The organism is Streptomyces sp. BB1-1-1 (assembly GCF_031597775.1).
In the GTDB taxonomy this organism is placed as follows: Bacteria; Actinomycetota; Actinomycetes; order Streptomycetales; family Streptomycetaceae; genus Streptomyces; species Streptomyces thinghirensis.
In genome coordinates, this window is record NZ_CP134203.1 from 7,321,939 (window position 1) to 7,336,252 (window position 14,314).

Annotated in this window: 15 protein-coding genes and 1 pseudogene; 9 read left to right on the plus strand and 7 right to left on the minus strand. The window is 72.0% G+C overall.

Annotation, left to right across the window (positions count from 1 at the left end; translation table 11 throughout):
* Positions 1-54: 54 nt before the first annotated feature.
* The 5 genes from RI578_RS33630 (at position 55) to RI578_RS33650 (ending at position 4,656) form a co-directional block, all read left to right on the plus strand.
* A complete protein-coding gene (locus RI578_RS33630) occupies positions 55-1,035 on the plus strand; it encodes an NADPH:quinone oxidoreductase family protein (RefSeq protein WP_310874574.1) in 981 nt (326 codons plus the stop codon).
* On the plus strand, positions 1,032-2,213 hold the full coding sequence (locus RI578_RS33635) for an acyl-CoA dehydrogenase family protein (RefSeq protein ID WP_310874575.1): 1,182 nt from the start codon (positions 1,032-1,034) through the stop codon (positions 2,211-2,213). Before RI578_RS33630 ends, RI578_RS33635 begins: the two co-directional genes overlap by 4 nt.
* On the plus strand, positions 2,210-3,298 hold the full coding sequence (locus tag RI578_RS33640) for an acyl-CoA dehydrogenase family protein (protein ID WP_310874576.1): 1,089 nt from the start codon (positions 2,210-2,212) through the stop codon (positions 3,296-3,298). The genes RI578_RS33635 and RI578_RS33640 overlap by 4 nt, the downstream gene beginning before the upstream one ends.
* A 183-nt stretch (positions 3,299-3,481) precedes the next feature.
* Positions 3,482-4,345, plus strand: coding sequence for a phosphatidylinositol-specific phospholipase C/glycerophosphodiester phosphodiesterase family protein (locus RI578_RS33645; protein WP_310874577.1), 864 nt, complete (start codon positions 3,482-3,484; stop codon positions 4,343-4,345).
* 116 nt (positions 4,346-4,461) lie between these two features.
* Positions 4,462-4,656 carry a hypothetical protein gene (locus tag RI578_RS33650; RefSeq protein ID WP_121750342.1) on the plus strand — a complete coding sequence of 65 codons (195 nt, stop codon included), beginning with the start codon at positions 4,462-4,464 and terminating at the stop codon, positions 4,654-4,656.
* Between the two features lie 45 nt (positions 4,657-4,701).
* On the opposite strand, the gene RI578_RS33655 is transcribed toward RI578_RS33650, so the two are convergent.
* Positions 4,702-5,070, minus strand: coding sequence for a DUF779 domain-containing protein (locus tag RI578_RS33655; protein WP_310874578.1), 369 nt, complete (start codon positions 5,068-5,070; stop codon positions 4,702-4,704).
* 129 nt (positions 5,071-5,199) lie between these two features.
* On the opposite strand from RI578_RS33655, the gene RI578_RS33660 reads away from it, so the two are divergent.
* Both RI578_RS33660 and RI578_RS33665 read left to right on the plus strand, forming a co-directional pair.
* On the plus strand, positions 5,200-5,673 hold the full coding sequence (locus tag RI578_RS33660; protein ID WP_310874579.1) for a MarR family winged helix-turn-helix transcriptional regulator: 474 nt from the start codon (positions 5,200-5,202) through the stop codon (positions 5,671-5,673).
* 124 nt (positions 5,674-5,797) lie between these two features.
* The gene (locus RI578_RS33665) at positions 5,798-7,399 is read left to right on the plus strand and encodes a DHA2 family efflux MFS transporter permease subunit (protein ID WP_310874580.1); all 1,602 of its coding nucleotides are present in this window, start codon (positions 5,798-5,800) and stop codon (positions 7,397-7,399) included.
* Between the two features lie 51 nt (positions 7,400-7,450).
* Here the strand turns inward: RI578_RS33665 and RI578_RS33670 are convergent, their stop codons facing one another.
* The 6 genes and pseudogenes from RI578_RS33670 to RI578_RS33695 form a co-directional block, all read right to left on the minus strand.
* The gene (locus tag RI578_RS33670) at positions 7,451-7,840 is read right to left on the minus strand and encodes a luciferase family protein (RefSeq protein ID WP_310874581.1); all 390 of its coding nucleotides are present in this window, start codon (positions 7,838-7,840) and stop codon (positions 7,451-7,453) included.
* Positions 7,841-7,975: 135 nt separating this feature from the next.
* Positions 7,976-9,073 (minus strand): lytic polysaccharide monooxygenase, encoded by a 1,098-nt coding sequence (locus RI578_RS33675; RefSeq protein ID WP_310874582.1) that lies wholly within the window; start codon positions 9,071-9,073, stop codon positions 7,976-7,978.
* A gap of 161 nt (positions 9,074-9,234) precedes the next feature.
* The gene (locus tag RI578_RS33680; protein WP_310874583.1) at positions 9,235-10,371 is read right to left on the minus strand and encodes a GH12 family glycosyl hydrolase domain-containing protein; all 1,137 of its coding nucleotides are present in this window, start codon (positions 10,369-10,371) and stop codon (positions 9,235-9,237) included.
* A 224-nt stretch (positions 10,372-10,595) separates the two neighbouring features.
* Complete coding sequence (locus tag RI578_RS33685) at positions 10,596-11,633, minus strand: LacI family DNA-binding transcriptional regulator (RefSeq protein WP_310874584.1); 1,038 nt, start codon at positions 11,631-11,633, stop codon at positions 10,596-10,598.
* A 102-nt stretch (positions 11,634-11,735) separates the two neighbouring features.
* A pseudogene (locus tag RI578_RS33690) lies at positions 11,736-11,921 on the minus strand (AAA family ATPase); the annotation flags it as partial.
* 127 nt (positions 11,922-12,048) lie between these two features.
* A complete protein-coding gene (locus tag RI578_RS33695) occupies positions 12,049-13,149 on the minus strand; it encodes a MerR family transcriptional regulator (RefSeq protein WP_310874585.1) in 1,101 nt (366 codons plus the stop codon).
* Between the two features lie 303 nt (positions 13,150-13,452).
* Between RI578_RS33695 and RI578_RS33700 the strand changes: the two genes are divergently transcribed.
* Both RI578_RS33700 and RI578_RS33705 read left to right on the plus strand, forming a co-directional pair.
* Positions 13,453-13,854, plus strand: a complete 402-nt coding sequence (locus tag RI578_RS33700) for a DUF2071 domain-containing protein (RefSeq protein WP_310875925.1) — start codon at positions 13,453-13,455, stop codon at positions 13,852-13,854.
* Positions 13,855-13,888: 34 nt separating this feature from the next.
* A complete protein-coding gene (locus RI578_RS33705; protein WP_310874586.1) occupies positions 13,889-14,281 on the plus strand; it encodes an SgcJ/EcaC family oxidoreductase in 393 nt (130 codons plus the stop codon).
* Positions 14,282-14,314 lie beyond the last annotated feature (33 nt).

Sequence of the window (14,314 nt, forward strand, 5' to 3'; positions counted from 1 at the left end):
ACCGCTTAGTATGCGGGGGACCCGGTCGGACGACGCAGTCGGTGGAGGCCCCGCATGCAGGCATGGCAGGTGCACGAGAACGGCGAGCCGGGCGAGGTGATGCGCCTCGCGGAGTTGGCGCCGCCGACGCCCGGCGACGGCCAGGTCCTGCTGAGGGTCCGCGCCGCGAACATCAACTTCCCGGACGCGCTGATGTGCCGGGGCCAGTACCAGGTCAAGCCGCCGCTGCCCTTCACGCCGGGCGTGGAGATCTGCGGCGAGACCGAGGACGGGCGCCGCGTCCTCGCCAACCCCGCGCTGCCGCACGGCGGCTTCGCCGAGTACGCCGTCGCCGACGCCCGCGCCCTGCTGCCCGCGCCGGACGCCCTGGACGACGCCGAGGCCGCCGCCCTGCACATCGGCTACCAGACCGGCTGGTTCGGCCTGCACCGCCGGGCCCGGCTGGAGGCCGGCGAGACACTGCTCGTTCACGCTGCCGCAGGAGGGGTCGGCAGCGCGGCCGTGCAGCTCGGCAAGGCCGCCGGCGCCACCGTCATCGGTGTCGTCGGCGGCCCCGAGAAGGCGGCCGTCGCCCGCGAAGTGGGCTGCGACGTGGTCGTCGACCGGCACGGCGAGGACGTCGTCGCCGCCGTCAAGGAAGCCACCGGCGGCCGGGGCGCCGACGTGATCTACGACCCGGTGGGCGGCCAGGCCTACACCCAGTCCACCAAGGTCGTCGCCTTCGAGGGCCGGATCGTCGTCGTCGGCTTCGCGAGCGGCACGATCCCCAGCCCCGGGCTGAACCACGCCCTGGTGAAGAACTACGCGATCCTCGGCCTGCACTGGGGCCTGTACAACACCAAGAACCCCAAGCTGGTCCAGCACTGCCACGAACAGCTCACCGAGCTGGCCGCACGGGGCGCCATCAAGCCGCTGGTGAGCGAGCGGGTACCGCTCGGCGGGGCCGCCGACGCCGTGCAGCGCGTCGCCGACGGCAGGACGACCGGCCGGGTGGCCGTCGTACCGGAACAGCTGGAGAAGGGAGCCGCCGCATGACCGACGCAGCGGAACTGCGCCGTCGTACGAAGGAACTGCTGGCCGCGCATCCACCGGCCGCCACCGAACGCCTGGACTTCCTCCGGGCCCGGTTCGACGCCGGACTGGCCTGGGTGCACTACCCGGAGGGCCTCGGCGGACTCGCCGCGCCCCGCTCCCTCCAGGCCGTCGTGGACGCCGAACTGACGGCCGCGGGCGCCCCGGACAACGACCCCCGGCGCATCGGCATCGGCCTCGGGATGGCCGCCCCGACCATCCTCCAGTACGGCACGGAGGAGCAGAAGCAGCGACTCCTGCGCCCGCTCTGGACCGGCGAGGAGGTCTGGTGCCAGCTGTTCAGCGAGCCGGGCGCCGGATCCGACCTCGCCGCCCTCGGCACGCGGGCGGTCCGTGCGGGCGAGGACTGGGTCGTCAACGGACAGAAGGTGTGGACGTCCAGCGCGCACCTCGCCCGCTGGGCCATCCTCATCGCCCGCACCGACCCGGACGTGCCCAAGCACCGGGGCATCACCTACTTCGTGTGCGACATGACCGACCCCGGGGTCGAGGTCCGGCCGCTGCGCCAGATCACCGGTGAGGCCGAGTTCAACGAGGTCTTCCTCAGCGACGTCCGCATCCCCGACTCCCGCCGCCTGGGCGAGACCGGCGACGGCTGGCGGGTCGCCCAGACCACGCTGAACAACGAACGCGTCGCCATCGGCGGGACCGCGATCCCCCGCGAGGGCGGCATGATCGGCAAGATCGCCGCGACCTGGCGGGAACGCCCCGAACTGCGCACCCACGACCTGCACCAGCGGCTGCTGGGCCTGTGGGTCGAGGCCGAGGTCGCACGCCTCACCGGCGTACGCCTGCGCCAGCAGCTGGTGGCCGGCCAGCCGGGCCCGGAGGGCGCCGGCATGAAGCTGAACTTCGCCCGCCTCAACCAGGAGATCAGCGGTCTGGAGGTCGAACTCCTCGCCGAGGAGGGCCTGCTGTACGACGACTGGACCATGCGCCGCCCCGAGCACGTGGACTTCACCGGCCGCGACGCCGGGTACCGCTACCTGCGCTCCAAGGGCAACAGCATCGAGGGCGGGACCAGCGAGGTCCTGCTGAACATCGTCGCCGAGCGCGTCCTGGGCCTGCCCGCCGAACCGCGCACCGACAAGGACGTCGCATGGAAGGACCTCGCCCGATGAGCGCACAGTCGGAACCCGGTCTGCTCTACTCGGAGGAGGAAGAGGCGCTGCGCGCCGCCGTCCGGGACCTGCTCACCGACCACTGCGACCCGGCGGGCGTCATCACCCGCACCGAGTCGGCCACCCCGCACGACGTGTCCCTGTGGAAGTCCCTCGCCGACTCGATGGGCCTCGCGGGCCTCCTGGTCCCCGAGGAACTGGGCGGGCAGGGCGCCACGCACCGGGAAGCCGCGGTCGTCCTGGAGGAGCTGGGCCGCGCGGTCGCGCCGGTGCCGTACCTGACGAGCGCCGTCGTCGCCACCGAGGCGCTGCTGGCCTGCGGAGCCGACGACCTGCTCACCGAGCTGGCGTCCGCGACCACCGTCGCCGCCCTCGCCGTCGGCCTGCATGTCGCGCCGGGCGGCGCCGTCCCGCAGGTACGGCTCGAAGCGGGGCGTCTGCACGGTGAGTTGACCGGCATCGCCGACGCGGCCGTCGCCGACGTGTTGCTGGTGCCGGCGGACGACGGGGGCCTGTACGCGGTACGTGCCGCCGACGCGACCGTCACTCCGCAGGTGTCCCTGGACCTGACCCGGCCGGTCGCGCGCGTGACCCTCGACGGCGTCTCCGGGCACCGGCTGGGTGACGCCGAAGCCGCCGTACGACGCGCCCTGCGGGCCGGCGCCGGGCTGCTCGCCTCCGAGCAACTGGGCCTCGCCGACTGGCTGCTGACCGAGACGGTCCGCTATCTCAAGGAGCGCAAGCAGTTCAACCGCCAGGTCGGCGGATTCCAGGCGCTCAAGCACCGGCTCGCCGGGCTGTGGCTGGAGGTCGCGGGCCTGCGCGCCGCCGCCCGCAACGCGGCCGACGCGCTGGCGACCGGCGAGGACACCGAGGTGGCCGTCGCCGTGGCCCAGGCGTACGCGGGTCAGGTCGCCGTCCACGCCGCCGAGGAGGCGCTGCAACTGCACGGTGGCATCGGCATGACGTGGGAGCACCCGGTCCACCTGTACCTGAAGCGGGCCAAGGCCGACTCGGTCGCCTACGGCGCGGCGGGCACCCACCGGGAGCGGCTGGCCGAACTGGTCGACCTCCGAGCACCCTGACGTCCGTCCATCCTGTCCGGGCGATGCCCGTCCCATCGGGGCGGGCATTTTCCGTGCCCGCAGCCCGGACGAAATGAACCACCGGCGGCGCGTCGGCCAACTCCGCGCACGGCTCTGCTTCCTGGCGGCCTCGGGACCGCATACTCACAGGCGTCCCGTACGGCACTTCCAGGGAGGCAGAGCATGGCCCTCACCACCCGACGCAGAGCCCTCACCACATTCGGCGCCGCCCTCGCGGGCGCCGTGGCCCTGCCCGCCGGCACCGCGCTGGCGAGCGAAGGCAGGCACGGGCCGCGCCCGTTGTGGCGCGCCCACGCCCACAACGACTACGAACACCCCCGCCCCCTCCTCGACGCCCTCGACCACCGCTTCGGCAGCGTCGAGGCCGACATCTACCTGGTCGGCGGCCAACTCCTCGTCGCCCACGACCCCGAGGACCTCGACCCGTCCCGCACCCTGGAATCCCTCTACCTCGACCCCCTCGCCGCCCGCGTCCGCGCCCACCACGGCCGGGTGTACCGGCGGGACCGCCGCGCCCTGCAGCTCCTGATCGACATCAAGACCGAGGGATCGTCGACGTACCTCGAACTCGACCGCCATCTGCGCCGCTACAAGCACCTGTTCACCACCTACGCCCACGGACGGGTGTTCCCCGGCGCGGTCACCGCGGTGATCTCCGGCGACCGGGCGGCCCGCGCGCCCATGGAGGCCCAGCGCACCCGCCGCGCCTTCTACGACGGCCGCCTCACCGACCTCGGCAGCTCCGCACCGGCCTCCTTCGTCCCGCTGATCAGCGACAACTGGACGCTCAACTTCACCTGGCGGGGCGTCGGCGCGTTCCCGGCGGCCGAGCGGCGCAGGCTGCGGGGCATCGTCGACGCGGCGCACTCCCGCGGACAGCGGGTGCGGTTCTGGGCCACGCCCGACGTGGCCGGCCCCGCACGGGACGCCGTATGGGCCGAACTGCTCGCCGCCGGCGTCGACCACCTCAACACCGACGACCTCGCCGGTCTCGAGGCGTTCCTCGACGCCCACCGGGACGCGTAGGACACCGCCGGGAACACCACTCGTTCGGAGGACAGGTCAGCCGCCCGGACGAACCCTCCGCTACGCCACACTTACGGCCGAACGCCGCGAAGTGGACGTGGCGGAGGAGGTTGACGATGGCCATTTCCATCTCTGTGGTGCTGTTGCTGTCAGTCCTGGCGGTGATCTTCCTGCGCAACGGCGGGCTGAAGGTCTCGCACGCACTGGTGTGCCTGCTGCTCGGCTTCTATCTGGCGAGCACGAGCATCGCCCCGACCATCAGCAGCGGACTGACCGCGACGGCGGACATCGTGGGGAGCCTCAGACCGTAGACGCAGACACAGACGTGGACGTGGACTGTGCCGCGGGGTGTACAGCTAGGCGCCCACGACCCGTGAGCGGATGAGGAAGCGCACTCCCTCGGGCGCCTCCAGCGAGAAGCCGCTGCCCCGGCCCGGGACGACGTCCACGATCAGCCGGGTGTGGCTCCACACCTCGTACTGGCTGCGCGACATCCAGAACTCCACCGGCTCCTCGACGCCCTCGACGACCAGTTCGCCGAGCAGGACGTCCGCGCCGCCGGTGCGGAACTCGCCGGCCGCGTAGCACATGGGCGCGCTGCCGTCGCAGCAGCCGCCGGACTGGTGGAACATCAGCGGGCCGTGCGCCTCGCGGAGCCGCCGCAGCAGTACGGCGGCCTCGGGGGTCAGCTCGACGCGGGGGGTCTCCTCGTATGTGTCGCCCATGGGGCGCATCCCAGCACGGGGAAGGTTGCGAGTGCGTTGCGCGGGGTGCGGGGCCCGCGAGACCGGGTGTCCGTGTCGGCGGCGTTTGCTCTTTTGACATACCTATCCAGCTATACCTATTGTCTTCGGGTGACCGACTCCAGCACCCCTCGCCGGGACATCGACCGTCTGGCCTCCGGCCTCGCGGTGTGCCTTCCCGCGCTGCACCGGGCGCTGGACCGACAGGTCGCCGCCCAGTACCCGCACCCCAAGCCCCCGGAGGGCCAGCTCGCGCTGCTGCGGTTCGTCGCCCAGCGCGAGGGTGCCACGGTGCGCGAGGCCGCCGAGGCCCTGCTGATGAAGCCGAACAACGTCAGCGCCCTGGTCTCCCAGCTCACCGAGCAGGGGGACCTGGAGCGCAGGCGGGACAGCGCCGACAAGCGGGTCGCCCACCTCCACCTCACGGCCATGGCCCGGGAGCGGCTGTCCGAGGTGCGGGAACTGGAGACCGCGTTCATCCGCCACGCCCTGACCTCCCTCACCGAGGGCCAGCAGGGCGCGCTCGGCTCCGCCCTGGACGCCCTCGACGCGCTGACGCGGCACCTCCACCCCGCCGCCCGCTGACCGGGCGGACAGCAGGCATTTCCGCCGGCCCCGGGCACCGTCGTGCCCGCGGCCGGCCCGCCGTGCGCCCGTGGGCCGCCCCGCCCCCGCACCCCCCCCTGAACCTGGAAGAAAAGGCTCATCCATGCCGTCCACGTCCGTGGATCACTCCACCACGCCCGCGGCCGAGACCGCCCCGCCGGCGGCCGGCCGCCGGCGGTCCAAGCGGTCCAACCCGTGGCTGACCCTCCTCGCCGTCGCGTTCGGACTGTTCATGGTCCAGCTCGACGGCTCCGTCGTCGCTATAGCCAACCCCGCGATCGGCAGCGACCTGCACGCGTCGACCGCCGAGCTGCAGTGGGTGACCAACTCCTACCTGCTCGCGCTCGCCGCCACCCTCATCCTGGGCGGCAAGCTCGGTGACCGGTTCGGCCGGCGCACCTACTACCTCGTGGGCGTCGCCGGCTTCACCCTCGCCTCGGTCGCCATCGGCCTGTCCTCCTCGATCGAGGGCGTGGTCGCCTTCCGCGCCCTCCAGGGCGTCTTCGGCGGACTGCTGATGCCCAACACCCTCGGCCTGCTCCGCTCCGTGTTCCCGCCGAAGAAGTTCGGCATGGCCGTGGGCATCTGGGCCATGGTCTCCGCGGTCGCGACGGCCCTCGGGCCCATCGTCGGCGGCCTCCTCGTGGAGCACGTCGACTGGGAGTCCGTCTTCTACATCAACGCCCCCATCGGCGTCCTCGCCATCGTCTTCGGCATCCTCGTCCTCCCGGAGAGCCGCAACGCAGGCGGACGGGAACGCTTCGACATCCCCGGCCTCGTCCTGCTCGCCCTCGGCCTGCCGGCCGTGGTCTTCGGCGTCGTCAAGGGCGAGACCTGGGGCTGGACCTCGGCCGGCACCCTGGGCGCCATGGCCGCCGGGCTGGTGCTCCTGCTCGTGTTCGGCTGGTACGAGACCCGCGTCGAGCACCCGCTGCTGCCGATGCGCCTGTTCCGCAGCCGAGCGCTGACCATCGGCGCGATCATCACCGCGCTGAACTTCTTCGTCATGCTCGGCGTGATCTTCTTCGTCATGCTCTACCTGCAGAACGTACGCGGCTTCACGCCGGTCGAGGCGGGCGTGCGGACGCTTCCGCTCAGCCTCGCCTCGCTGGTCGCCTCCCCGCTGGGCGCGGCCCTGACCCAGCGCTACGGGCCCCGGCTGACGATGCCGCTGGGCATGCTGCTCCAGGCGGCCTCCTGCTTCGGCATGCTCACCTGGCAGACCGACTCCTCCTACGCCACGATGTGGCCGCCGTTCATCGCACTCGGCCTCGGCGTCGGCATGGTGATGTCCGCCTCCTCCGACGCGATCGTCGGCAACGCCCCGGTCCGGGACGGCGGTGTGGCCGGCGGTCTGCAGGCGACGACCCTGCAGATCGGCGGCGCGCTCGGTACGTCCGTGCTGGTCTCCCTGATCAGCGGCAAGGTCGGCGCCACCCTCACCGGGGAGCTGACCGGCGCGGGCGTGCCCTCGGCCATGGCCCACGGTCTGCGGGAGGCCAAGGACGCCGTGGCGATGGGCGTGGCGCCCGTCACCGGCGACATGCCGGCCGGCCTGCGGGCCGCCGTGGTGGAGGGCAGCGGACAGGCCTTCATGAACGGCGTCCACGTGGCCGCGATCGTCACCGGCGTCCTCTGCGTGCTCGGCGCGGTCCTCGCCGCGACCGGTATCAGGCGCGGCGCGGAGCAGCCGGCGGACCACTGAGGCCGTGAGCGGCGGTGCCCAGCAGGTGCGGGGCACCGCCGTCGGCGTCGCTCAGAGGTCGCCGGCCGTGGAGCGGGGGAGCACCGTCACACGGTGGAAGTTGCACTTCGAGGGCAGGTCCGCCGGAGGCCGCGTCTGATGCGCCTTCAGCGCGATGCTCACCAGGCTCAGCAGCAGGTCGACGTCCGCGTCGCAGTCCAGGTGCACGGTCACCCACCGGGAACCCGGGACCATGCGGATGGCACTGGAGCCGCCGAGGTCGTAATGGAAACGCTGGATGGCCCGGTGGGTGAGGTGGAGGTCCACGTCCCGGTCCGAGTGGAAGTGGACGATCTCGTCGCGGACGGAGCGCAGCGCCCGTCCGGTTCCGCAACTGGCCGGACCTGAGGTGAGGTCGGGCCAGGCTTGCAGCCGCTCAAAGGCGCGCTGGGCCAGAGTCATGGCCCCATCGTCGCCCGATCACCGCGCCGCAACCAGAGGTTGAGCGATTTGTAACCGGCACGTGAGGTCGGAGCACGCCCCGGGAGACCCGGGGGAGGCACCGCGCCCGGTCGCGCGGTGCCTCCCCCGGTCGCGCTACGGCGCCACGCAGCCGATCGTCCCCACGGGGAAGTCGTTGCCCGTGGACGTGGCGGTGAAGCCGAAGGTCACGCTGCCGTCCGGTGGAATGACGCGGTTGTGGTCCACGTTTCGGACCGTGACCGTGCCATCCGTGCCGCTGGACAGCGAGCCGTTCCACACACTGCTGAGCGTGGTCCCGTTGCCCGGCTGCCACTCCACGGCCCAGCCGTTCAGCGGCTCGGTCCCGTGGTTCATCACCTCGACGGAGCCCTGGAAGCCGCCGCCCCAGGAGTTCTCCACGTTGTAGACGGCCATGCAGGAACCGGAGTGCGTGGGCGGCGGGGTCGTGGGCGGCTCGGTCGTCGGAGGCTGGCTCGGCGTCGGGGTGCCGCCCGAGTCACCGATGCCGGTCACCTCGCCGTTGCCGCCGTCGAAGACGACGTCCGAGCAGGAGAAGAAGTTCTCCTGGCTGTCCGAACGCACCCACTGCATGAAGATCAGCGCGTCACCGGAGCGGCCCGACGGCAGTGCCAGATCCCAGTAGTAGTGGCCTCCGTCGGCACCCGCCGAGCCCCGCTGGGGCGGGTCGGTCACCGTCTCGATCAGCTCCAGGTCGTCCCAGCCCAGCTCGGACGTGGGCGACCAGCCCGGCTTGGTCAGATAGACCCGGAAGTCACCCGGGTGGGCCGCCCAGTTGCTGTAGTTCACCTGGATCGTCGAGCCGGACGTCAGATGCGTCCGGGGCCAGTCGGCGCGGGCGGCGTTGTAGGCGGAGAAGTCGTACGGTGACCGGTCGCCGGCGCTGCACAGGGTGCCGTCCGGCACATAACCGGCGCCGCGCCCGCCCGCGTTGGAGTCGAGCACGGCGAACCAGTTGTACAGCGCCGTCGCGCCGCTCTGGTCGAGGGCGTTCTGACAGGCCGGGTTCGTCGGGTCCAGGGCGCCGGTGCCGGTCCTGGCGTCCAACTGGCACAGATAGGTGCGTGAGCCCGGCATCATCGCCACGCCGTGCGCGTCGGCCCGCCCCTGCCCGAGCAGGAAGGTCACGCCGAGCGCGCCGAGCAGGGTGGCCAGTACCGCCGCGAGAGAGATGTATCTGCTGCGTCGAGCCATAGGGGGGTCTCCTGTTTCCGGGTGCTGGGTCTTCCGGTCGTCTGGGTTCTACGGGTATTCATGTATTCATGATCGGTTCATGACAATCGTGGAACCCTCGCCCGTCCGGGGAGTGCGGGTCGACCGGACGGGCGAGGGGGGTCGTGGACCGTGCGCGGCGGCTAAGCCGTCGTGCAGGGCGAGTCGTTCAGGCGGAAGCCGTCCGGCTCGGCGAACGCGCCGCTGTACGCGCCCTGGAAGCCGAACGTCAGGCTCCCGCCGGGAGCGATCCGGGCGTTGTGCCCCATGCCGGTCGCCGTGACCGTGCCGGTGGACGGGGTGACGGAGGCGTTCCAGGCGTTGGTGATCCGCTGGCCGGAGGGCAGGGTGAAGGCGAGCTGCCAGCCGTCGACGGGGGCTGCGCCGGTGTTGGTGACGGTGACGTCCGCGGTGAAGCCGTTCTGCCAGACGTTCGTGCCGTACGCCACCTCGCACGCCGTCGGGTCGCCCGGGTCGGGGTCGGGGTTGCCCGGGGTGTCGCCGGTCTCGACGGTGGACGAGAAGGAGTTGACGGCCAGTCCGGCGCCGTTCTGCCACGGCTCGAAGCCGGCCTGGACGCTCGTCAGGTACCAGTCGTTCTCGGCGAGTCCGCGTGCCACGGTCGCCCGGACGAAGTCCATGACGTCGAAGCTCCAGTCGGTGACGGCCGAGGGGGCGACGAAGGACAGCACGTCATTGGAACCGTTGCTGCCGGTCCACAGCTCCCAGTTCCGTCCGCCCACCGCGGCCGTGCCGACCTGGGAACCGATGGGCTGGATCGGGCCCACCCTGTTGAACCAGATCATGATCTCGGTCTGGTTCACCCCGTCCGTCCGGGGAGTCGGGTCCAGCCATATGTCGTACGAGGCGTTGTAGACGGCGTCGCCGACATAGCCGTACGAGATGCTCGAGGGTGCCTCGGCGATGGTGTCGAGCCGGGCGGGGAGATTGGTGCCCGGCGAGCAGTTCGTGTAGTGGCAGCCGTTGAAGACCGACGGGTACGACTTCGGGGCCCCGTTGGTGGGTACCGAGCCGTCGGCCTGGGTGACCCGGAAGCCGGTGTCGGTGGCGGTGACGCACTGGGTGGCGCTGGAGCCCCAGCGGTTGTTCTGGACGACGTACCGACCCTGGATCGTCGTCGTCCCGAACGGTTCGCAGATCGTGGTGTCCGCCTGGGCCGGCGCCGCCGCGGTCATGAGTGACGCGACGACCGCGAAGGTCGCGAGCAGCGCGCCTAAGAGGCCGCGCGGGGTACGGACTTGGGGCCGTGACGGTCTCATGGGGGCCTCTCCGGGAGGGTGCGGGGGAAGGGAGGGGCCGGTGCGGGAGCGCTCCCAACTCCCCACTGATGGGAGCGCTCCCACTTACCGGTTGCGGGTGACTGTAGAAGCGGTTCATGTTCCTGACAAGGCTGTGCGCGCGGGAGTTGTCGAAGAAATCTCGAACTCCCAGGTGGGAGACGTCAGGTCGGGAGCGCTCCCGGCGGTCACCTCGGCCGGGTCGATCAGGCGGAGTCCCGGAGTATCAGTTCCGTGCGGAGGATGACGTGCCGCCAGGCGACGGGGGAGTCCTCCAGCGAGTCCTCCATCTCCTCCAGCAGCAGCCGCACCATCGTCCGGCCGATCTCCTCCAGCGGCTGCCGGACCGTCGTCAGCGGCGGATCCGTGGGCCGGGCCGGCTGGAAGTCGTCGAAACCGATCACCGCGACGTCCTGCGGCACCCGCCGGCCCGCCGCGCGCAGCGCGTGCAGCGCCCCGGCGGCCATGGTGTCCGAGGCGGCGAAGACCGCGTCGAGCTCCGGGTGACGGGCGATCAGGTCGGTCGCCGCCCGGAGCCCGCTCTCCTCCGTGAAGTCGGCACACTCGACGACCAGCGAGGACCTGACCTCGACGCCCGCCAGTTCCAGGGCCTCGCGGTATCCGCGCAACCGGCACTGGGCGACGTACATGTCGAGCGGACCGCTGATCGCCCCGATCGTGCTCCGACCGCCGTTCAGCAGGTGCGTGACCGCGCCGCGCGCGCCGCCGGCGTTGTCGGCGTCGACGTAGGTGACGCCCTCGTCGCCGGAACGCCGCCCCAGCATGACGGTGGGCAGCCCCGCCTTGGCGAGCATGTCCGGCAGCGGGTCCTCGGCGTGCACGGACATCAGCAGCACGCCGTCGACCCGGCCGCCGCGCGCGTACTCCACGAAGCGCCGCCGCTCGGTATCGGTGCGGACGAGGGTGAGCAGCAACTGCACCGGGGTGTCGGTGAGGGCGTCGCCGACCGCATGGACGATCTCGGTGAAGAACGGCTCCCCGAACAGCCGCCAGTCCGGCTCCGTCATGACCAGCGCGATGGCGTCCGCGCGGTGCCCGGCCAGGGAACGTGCCGCGAGGTTCGGGACGTACCCCAGTTCCGCGATGGCCTGTTGCACGGCACGGCGCGTCGAGTCCCGTACGCCGACCGCGTTGTTGATGACCCTCGAGACGGTGCCCCGCCCGACACCGGCGCGGGCGGCCACCTCCTCCAGCGTCGGCGTACCGGGACGCTGCCTGCCCATGTCCGCCTCCCCCCCACGAGATCATCCGATACTACGGCGGTCTGCTCGGCTCGGCGGGCAGATCGCGAGGGCGTTGCGCGATCGACGGGGTTCGGCGGGGGTTCAACAGGGGCCCTCCAGGGCCGTGCGCAGGTCCCACAGGGTCCGCCAGGTGGCCGAACCCTGCTCCGCGCGGCGCCGGACCGGGCCGTCCCAGTAACCGCGCAGCCTCGCCGCGTCGGTGGGATCGTCCTTGCGAACCATGCCGAGGAGACGCCCCGGGAGCAGCCCCAGCACGTCGCCGTCGCCCGCCCCATGAGTGTCTCCCCGCACCGCAGTGATCAAGTGCTGGAGTCTCCAGGCCGGCCCACTGACAACGCCGCGCGTGCCAACGGCCGCCTGGGGAAACCGGCGGCCGGTGGCACGCGCCCCGCCGTCAGTCGTCCAGGCGGACCGGCATCAGCAGTGAGAACGTCGTCTCGTCGTCCGTCCGGCGGATCGCGAGCGGGGCCGTGGGGGCGCCGAACTCCAGGACCAGCCGGTCCCTGCCCCCCGCGGAGAGCGCGTCCAGCAGGAAACGGCGGTTGACGGCGACGTTGCCCGGGTCGTCGTCACCGTCCTCGCAGACGGTCACCGTGCCGTCGTCGGCCACCCGGAGCACACTGAGGTCGTGCGACGCGCCACCCTCTTCGCGCCCCTCGCCCTCCTGCGCCTCGTTCGCGCGGACGGGGCCGGTCTCCAACGCCTTCCGGAAGGCGGGCACGTCGATGAGGGCGCGCCGTCCGGAGGGCAGGTGGACGAGGCGGCGGTAGTCGGGGAAGTCGTGGGCGAGGCACTGTCCGGCCGCCTGACGGTCCCCGGCCTCCAGCGTCACCCGGTCACCGTCCACGGCGAAGCCGACGGGCTCGTCACCGCTCAGCAGCGCGCGCATCGCGTCGGCGAGCGGGGCGGGCACGAGGACCTGTGCCCCCGGCCCGCCGGGTCCGGCGGCATCCGCGCGCGCGACGGCCATCCGGTACCGGTCGGTGGCCACGAGGTGGAGTGCGTCGCCCTCCACGTCGAACAGGACCCCGCCGAGCATCGGCAGTTCGGGGTCGGCGCCGACCGCGAAACGGACCGCGTCCAGCGCGGCGGCCAGTTCCGACGCGGGGACGGACAGGCGGAAGGCGGCAGTGGACGGCGAAGCGGTCATGGGGTTCTCCCTGTGATCGAGTGCTGCTCGGAGCGTGGAGAACTCGCTGCGGGCATCGGCCAGCCCCAGTTCGAGACGGCGCAGGTGCGCCTGGAGAAGCCCGCGCACCAGATCCGTGTCCGCACCGGACCAGCCGGCCAGCACCAGCCGGATGTCCGCCAGCGGCATGCCGGCCCGCCGCAGCCTGGCCAGCAGCCGGGCCTCGTCGAGTTGTTCGGGGGAGTACCAGCGGTAGCCGCTCACCGGATCCACCCAGGCGGGGACCAGCACACCGGCACGGTCGTAGAACCGCAGGGCGCTCACGCCCAGGCCGCTGTCGCGGGCCATCTCCCCAATGCTGCGCATCTCGCTCTCCACGTCCGCAACCCTGAGCCCTTGACCAGGTCGAGGGTCAATCCCGGCCTCGGCGGCCCGCCCTGTGCCGGCGTCCCGCACACCGCAGCACGCCACCGTCACACGCCGACGCACGTCATCGCACGTCACCGCCGAGAACACCGCCGCCGTACGCCGACCGAGCCGCATCCCTGCCCGTGACACACCTCGTACCGAATCGCACAGTCCCTCTGCCATTCTTGCGCCGTGCAGAAGCCCACCGCCGCCACCCCCGGCTCCACCGCCGTCACCCCCGACGCCCCGGCGGTGATACGGATGCCGCTCCTCACTCAGGAGTGGCTCGATCTTGCCTTCATCCACTGGGCCGTCGAGCCCGCCGCCGTGGCGGGGCTGCTGCCGCGCGGCACCGTTCCCGACACGCATGACGGGCTCACGTTCGTCGGGCTCGTCGCCTTCCGCATGCACCGGGTCGGCTGGCTGGGGCTGCCCGGGGTGCCGTACTTCGGCTCGTTCCCGGAGACCAACGTGCGGCCGCCCAACCACCCCCGCTGGCCCCTGTACCGAGCCGAACTCACCACCTGCGACGAGGACCTGGCCACGAGCGCCGGAATCCCGGCCCCCACGGACGCCCCGGTCAGCGTCCTGTACTCACCGGGTGTCCCGGTCCGCCTCGGCCGCCCCGCCCGGCCCGTGCCCTCTCCGCCGCTCGGCCCTTGACCTCAAGCGTGCTCGAGGTCCCAGAGTGGCCGGTATGAACACCGAAACCGCGGACATCAAGGCCATCGAGCAGGTCGTGGCCACCGTCGAGCGCACCCAGCGTGCCAAGGACGCCGAGGGATTCCTCGCCCTCTTCCACTCCGACGCCCTCTGGACGACCGGCCACGGCAAGGTCCTGCTGGGCTTCGACGCGATCGCCGAGTTCACCCGTGCCGTGCTGCCCGGCTCCGTCTGGGACGGCGACGTCACCTACGAGGTGGTGCACATCCAGTTTCTGCGGCCCGACGTGGCGGCCGTCAAGGTCAGGCAGGTCTACCACTCGGCCGAGGGCGACACGGAGGGCGCGCCGCTGTACGTCATGACCAAACAGGACGACGGGAGCTGGCTCCTGCACGCCTGCCAGAACACCGAAGTACGGGCCGACTGAGGGGAAGTCGCCGGTCGCCCATGGGCAGTTGGG

Excerpts from the sequence above, each read along its gene's own strand:
- RI578_RS33675 (WP_310874582.1), bottom strand. The coding sequence starts at position 9,073 with ATGGCTCGACGCAGCAGATACATCTCTCTCGCGGCGGTACTGGCCACC.
- RI578_RS33655 (WP_310874578.1), bottom strand. The coding sequence starts at position 5,070 with ATGGGCGACACATACGAGGAGACCCCCCGCGTCGAGCTGACCCCCGAG.
- RI578_RS33630 (WP_310874574.1), top strand. The coding sequence starts at position 55 with ATGCAGGCATGGCAGGTGCACGAGAACGGCGAGCCGGGCGAGGTGATG.
- RI578_RS33685 (WP_310874584.1), bottom strand. The coding sequence starts at position 11,633 with ATGGGCAGGCAGCGTCCCGGTACGCCGACGCTGGAGGAGGTGGCCGCC.
- RI578_RS33705 (WP_310874586.1), top strand. The coding sequence starts at position 13,889 with ATGAACACCGAAACCGCGGACATCAAGGCCATCGAGCAGGTCGTGGCC.
- RI578_RS33670 (WP_310874581.1), bottom strand. The coding sequence starts at position 7,840 with ATGACTCTGGCCCAGCGCGCCTTTGAGCGGCTGCAAGCCTGGCCCGAC.
- RI578_RS33700 (WP_310875925.1), top strand. The coding sequence starts at position 13,453 with ATGCCGCTCCTCACTCAGGAGTGGCTCGATCTTGCCTTCATCCACTGG.
- RI578_RS33665 (WP_310874580.1), top strand. The coding sequence starts at position 5,798 with ATGCCGTCCACGTCCGTGGATCACTCCACCACGCCCGCGGCCGAGACC.
- RI578_RS33640 (WP_310874576.1), top strand. The coding sequence starts at position 2,210 with ATGAGCGCACAGTCGGAACCCGGTCTGCTCTACTCGGAGGAGGAAGAG.
- RI578_RS33650 (WP_121750342.1), top strand. The coding sequence starts at position 4,462 with ATGGCCATTTCCATCTCTGTGGTGCTGTTGCTGTCAGTCCTGGCGGTG.
- RI578_RS33680 (WP_310874583.1), bottom strand. The coding sequence starts at position 10,371 with ATGAGACCGTCACGGCCCCAAGTCCGTACCCCGCGCGGCCTCTTAGGC.
- RI578_RS33645 (WP_310874577.1), top strand. The coding sequence starts at position 3,482 with ATGGCCCTCACCACCCGACGCAGAGCCCTCACCACATTCGGCGCCGCC.
- RI578_RS33635 (WP_310874575.1), top strand. The coding sequence starts at position 1,032 with ATGACCGACGCAGCGGAACTGCGCCGTCGTACGAAGGAACTGCTGGCC.
- RI578_RS33695 (WP_310874585.1), bottom strand. The coding sequence starts at position 13,149 with ATGCGCAGCATTGGGGAGATGGCCCGCGACAGCGGCCTGGGCGTGAGC.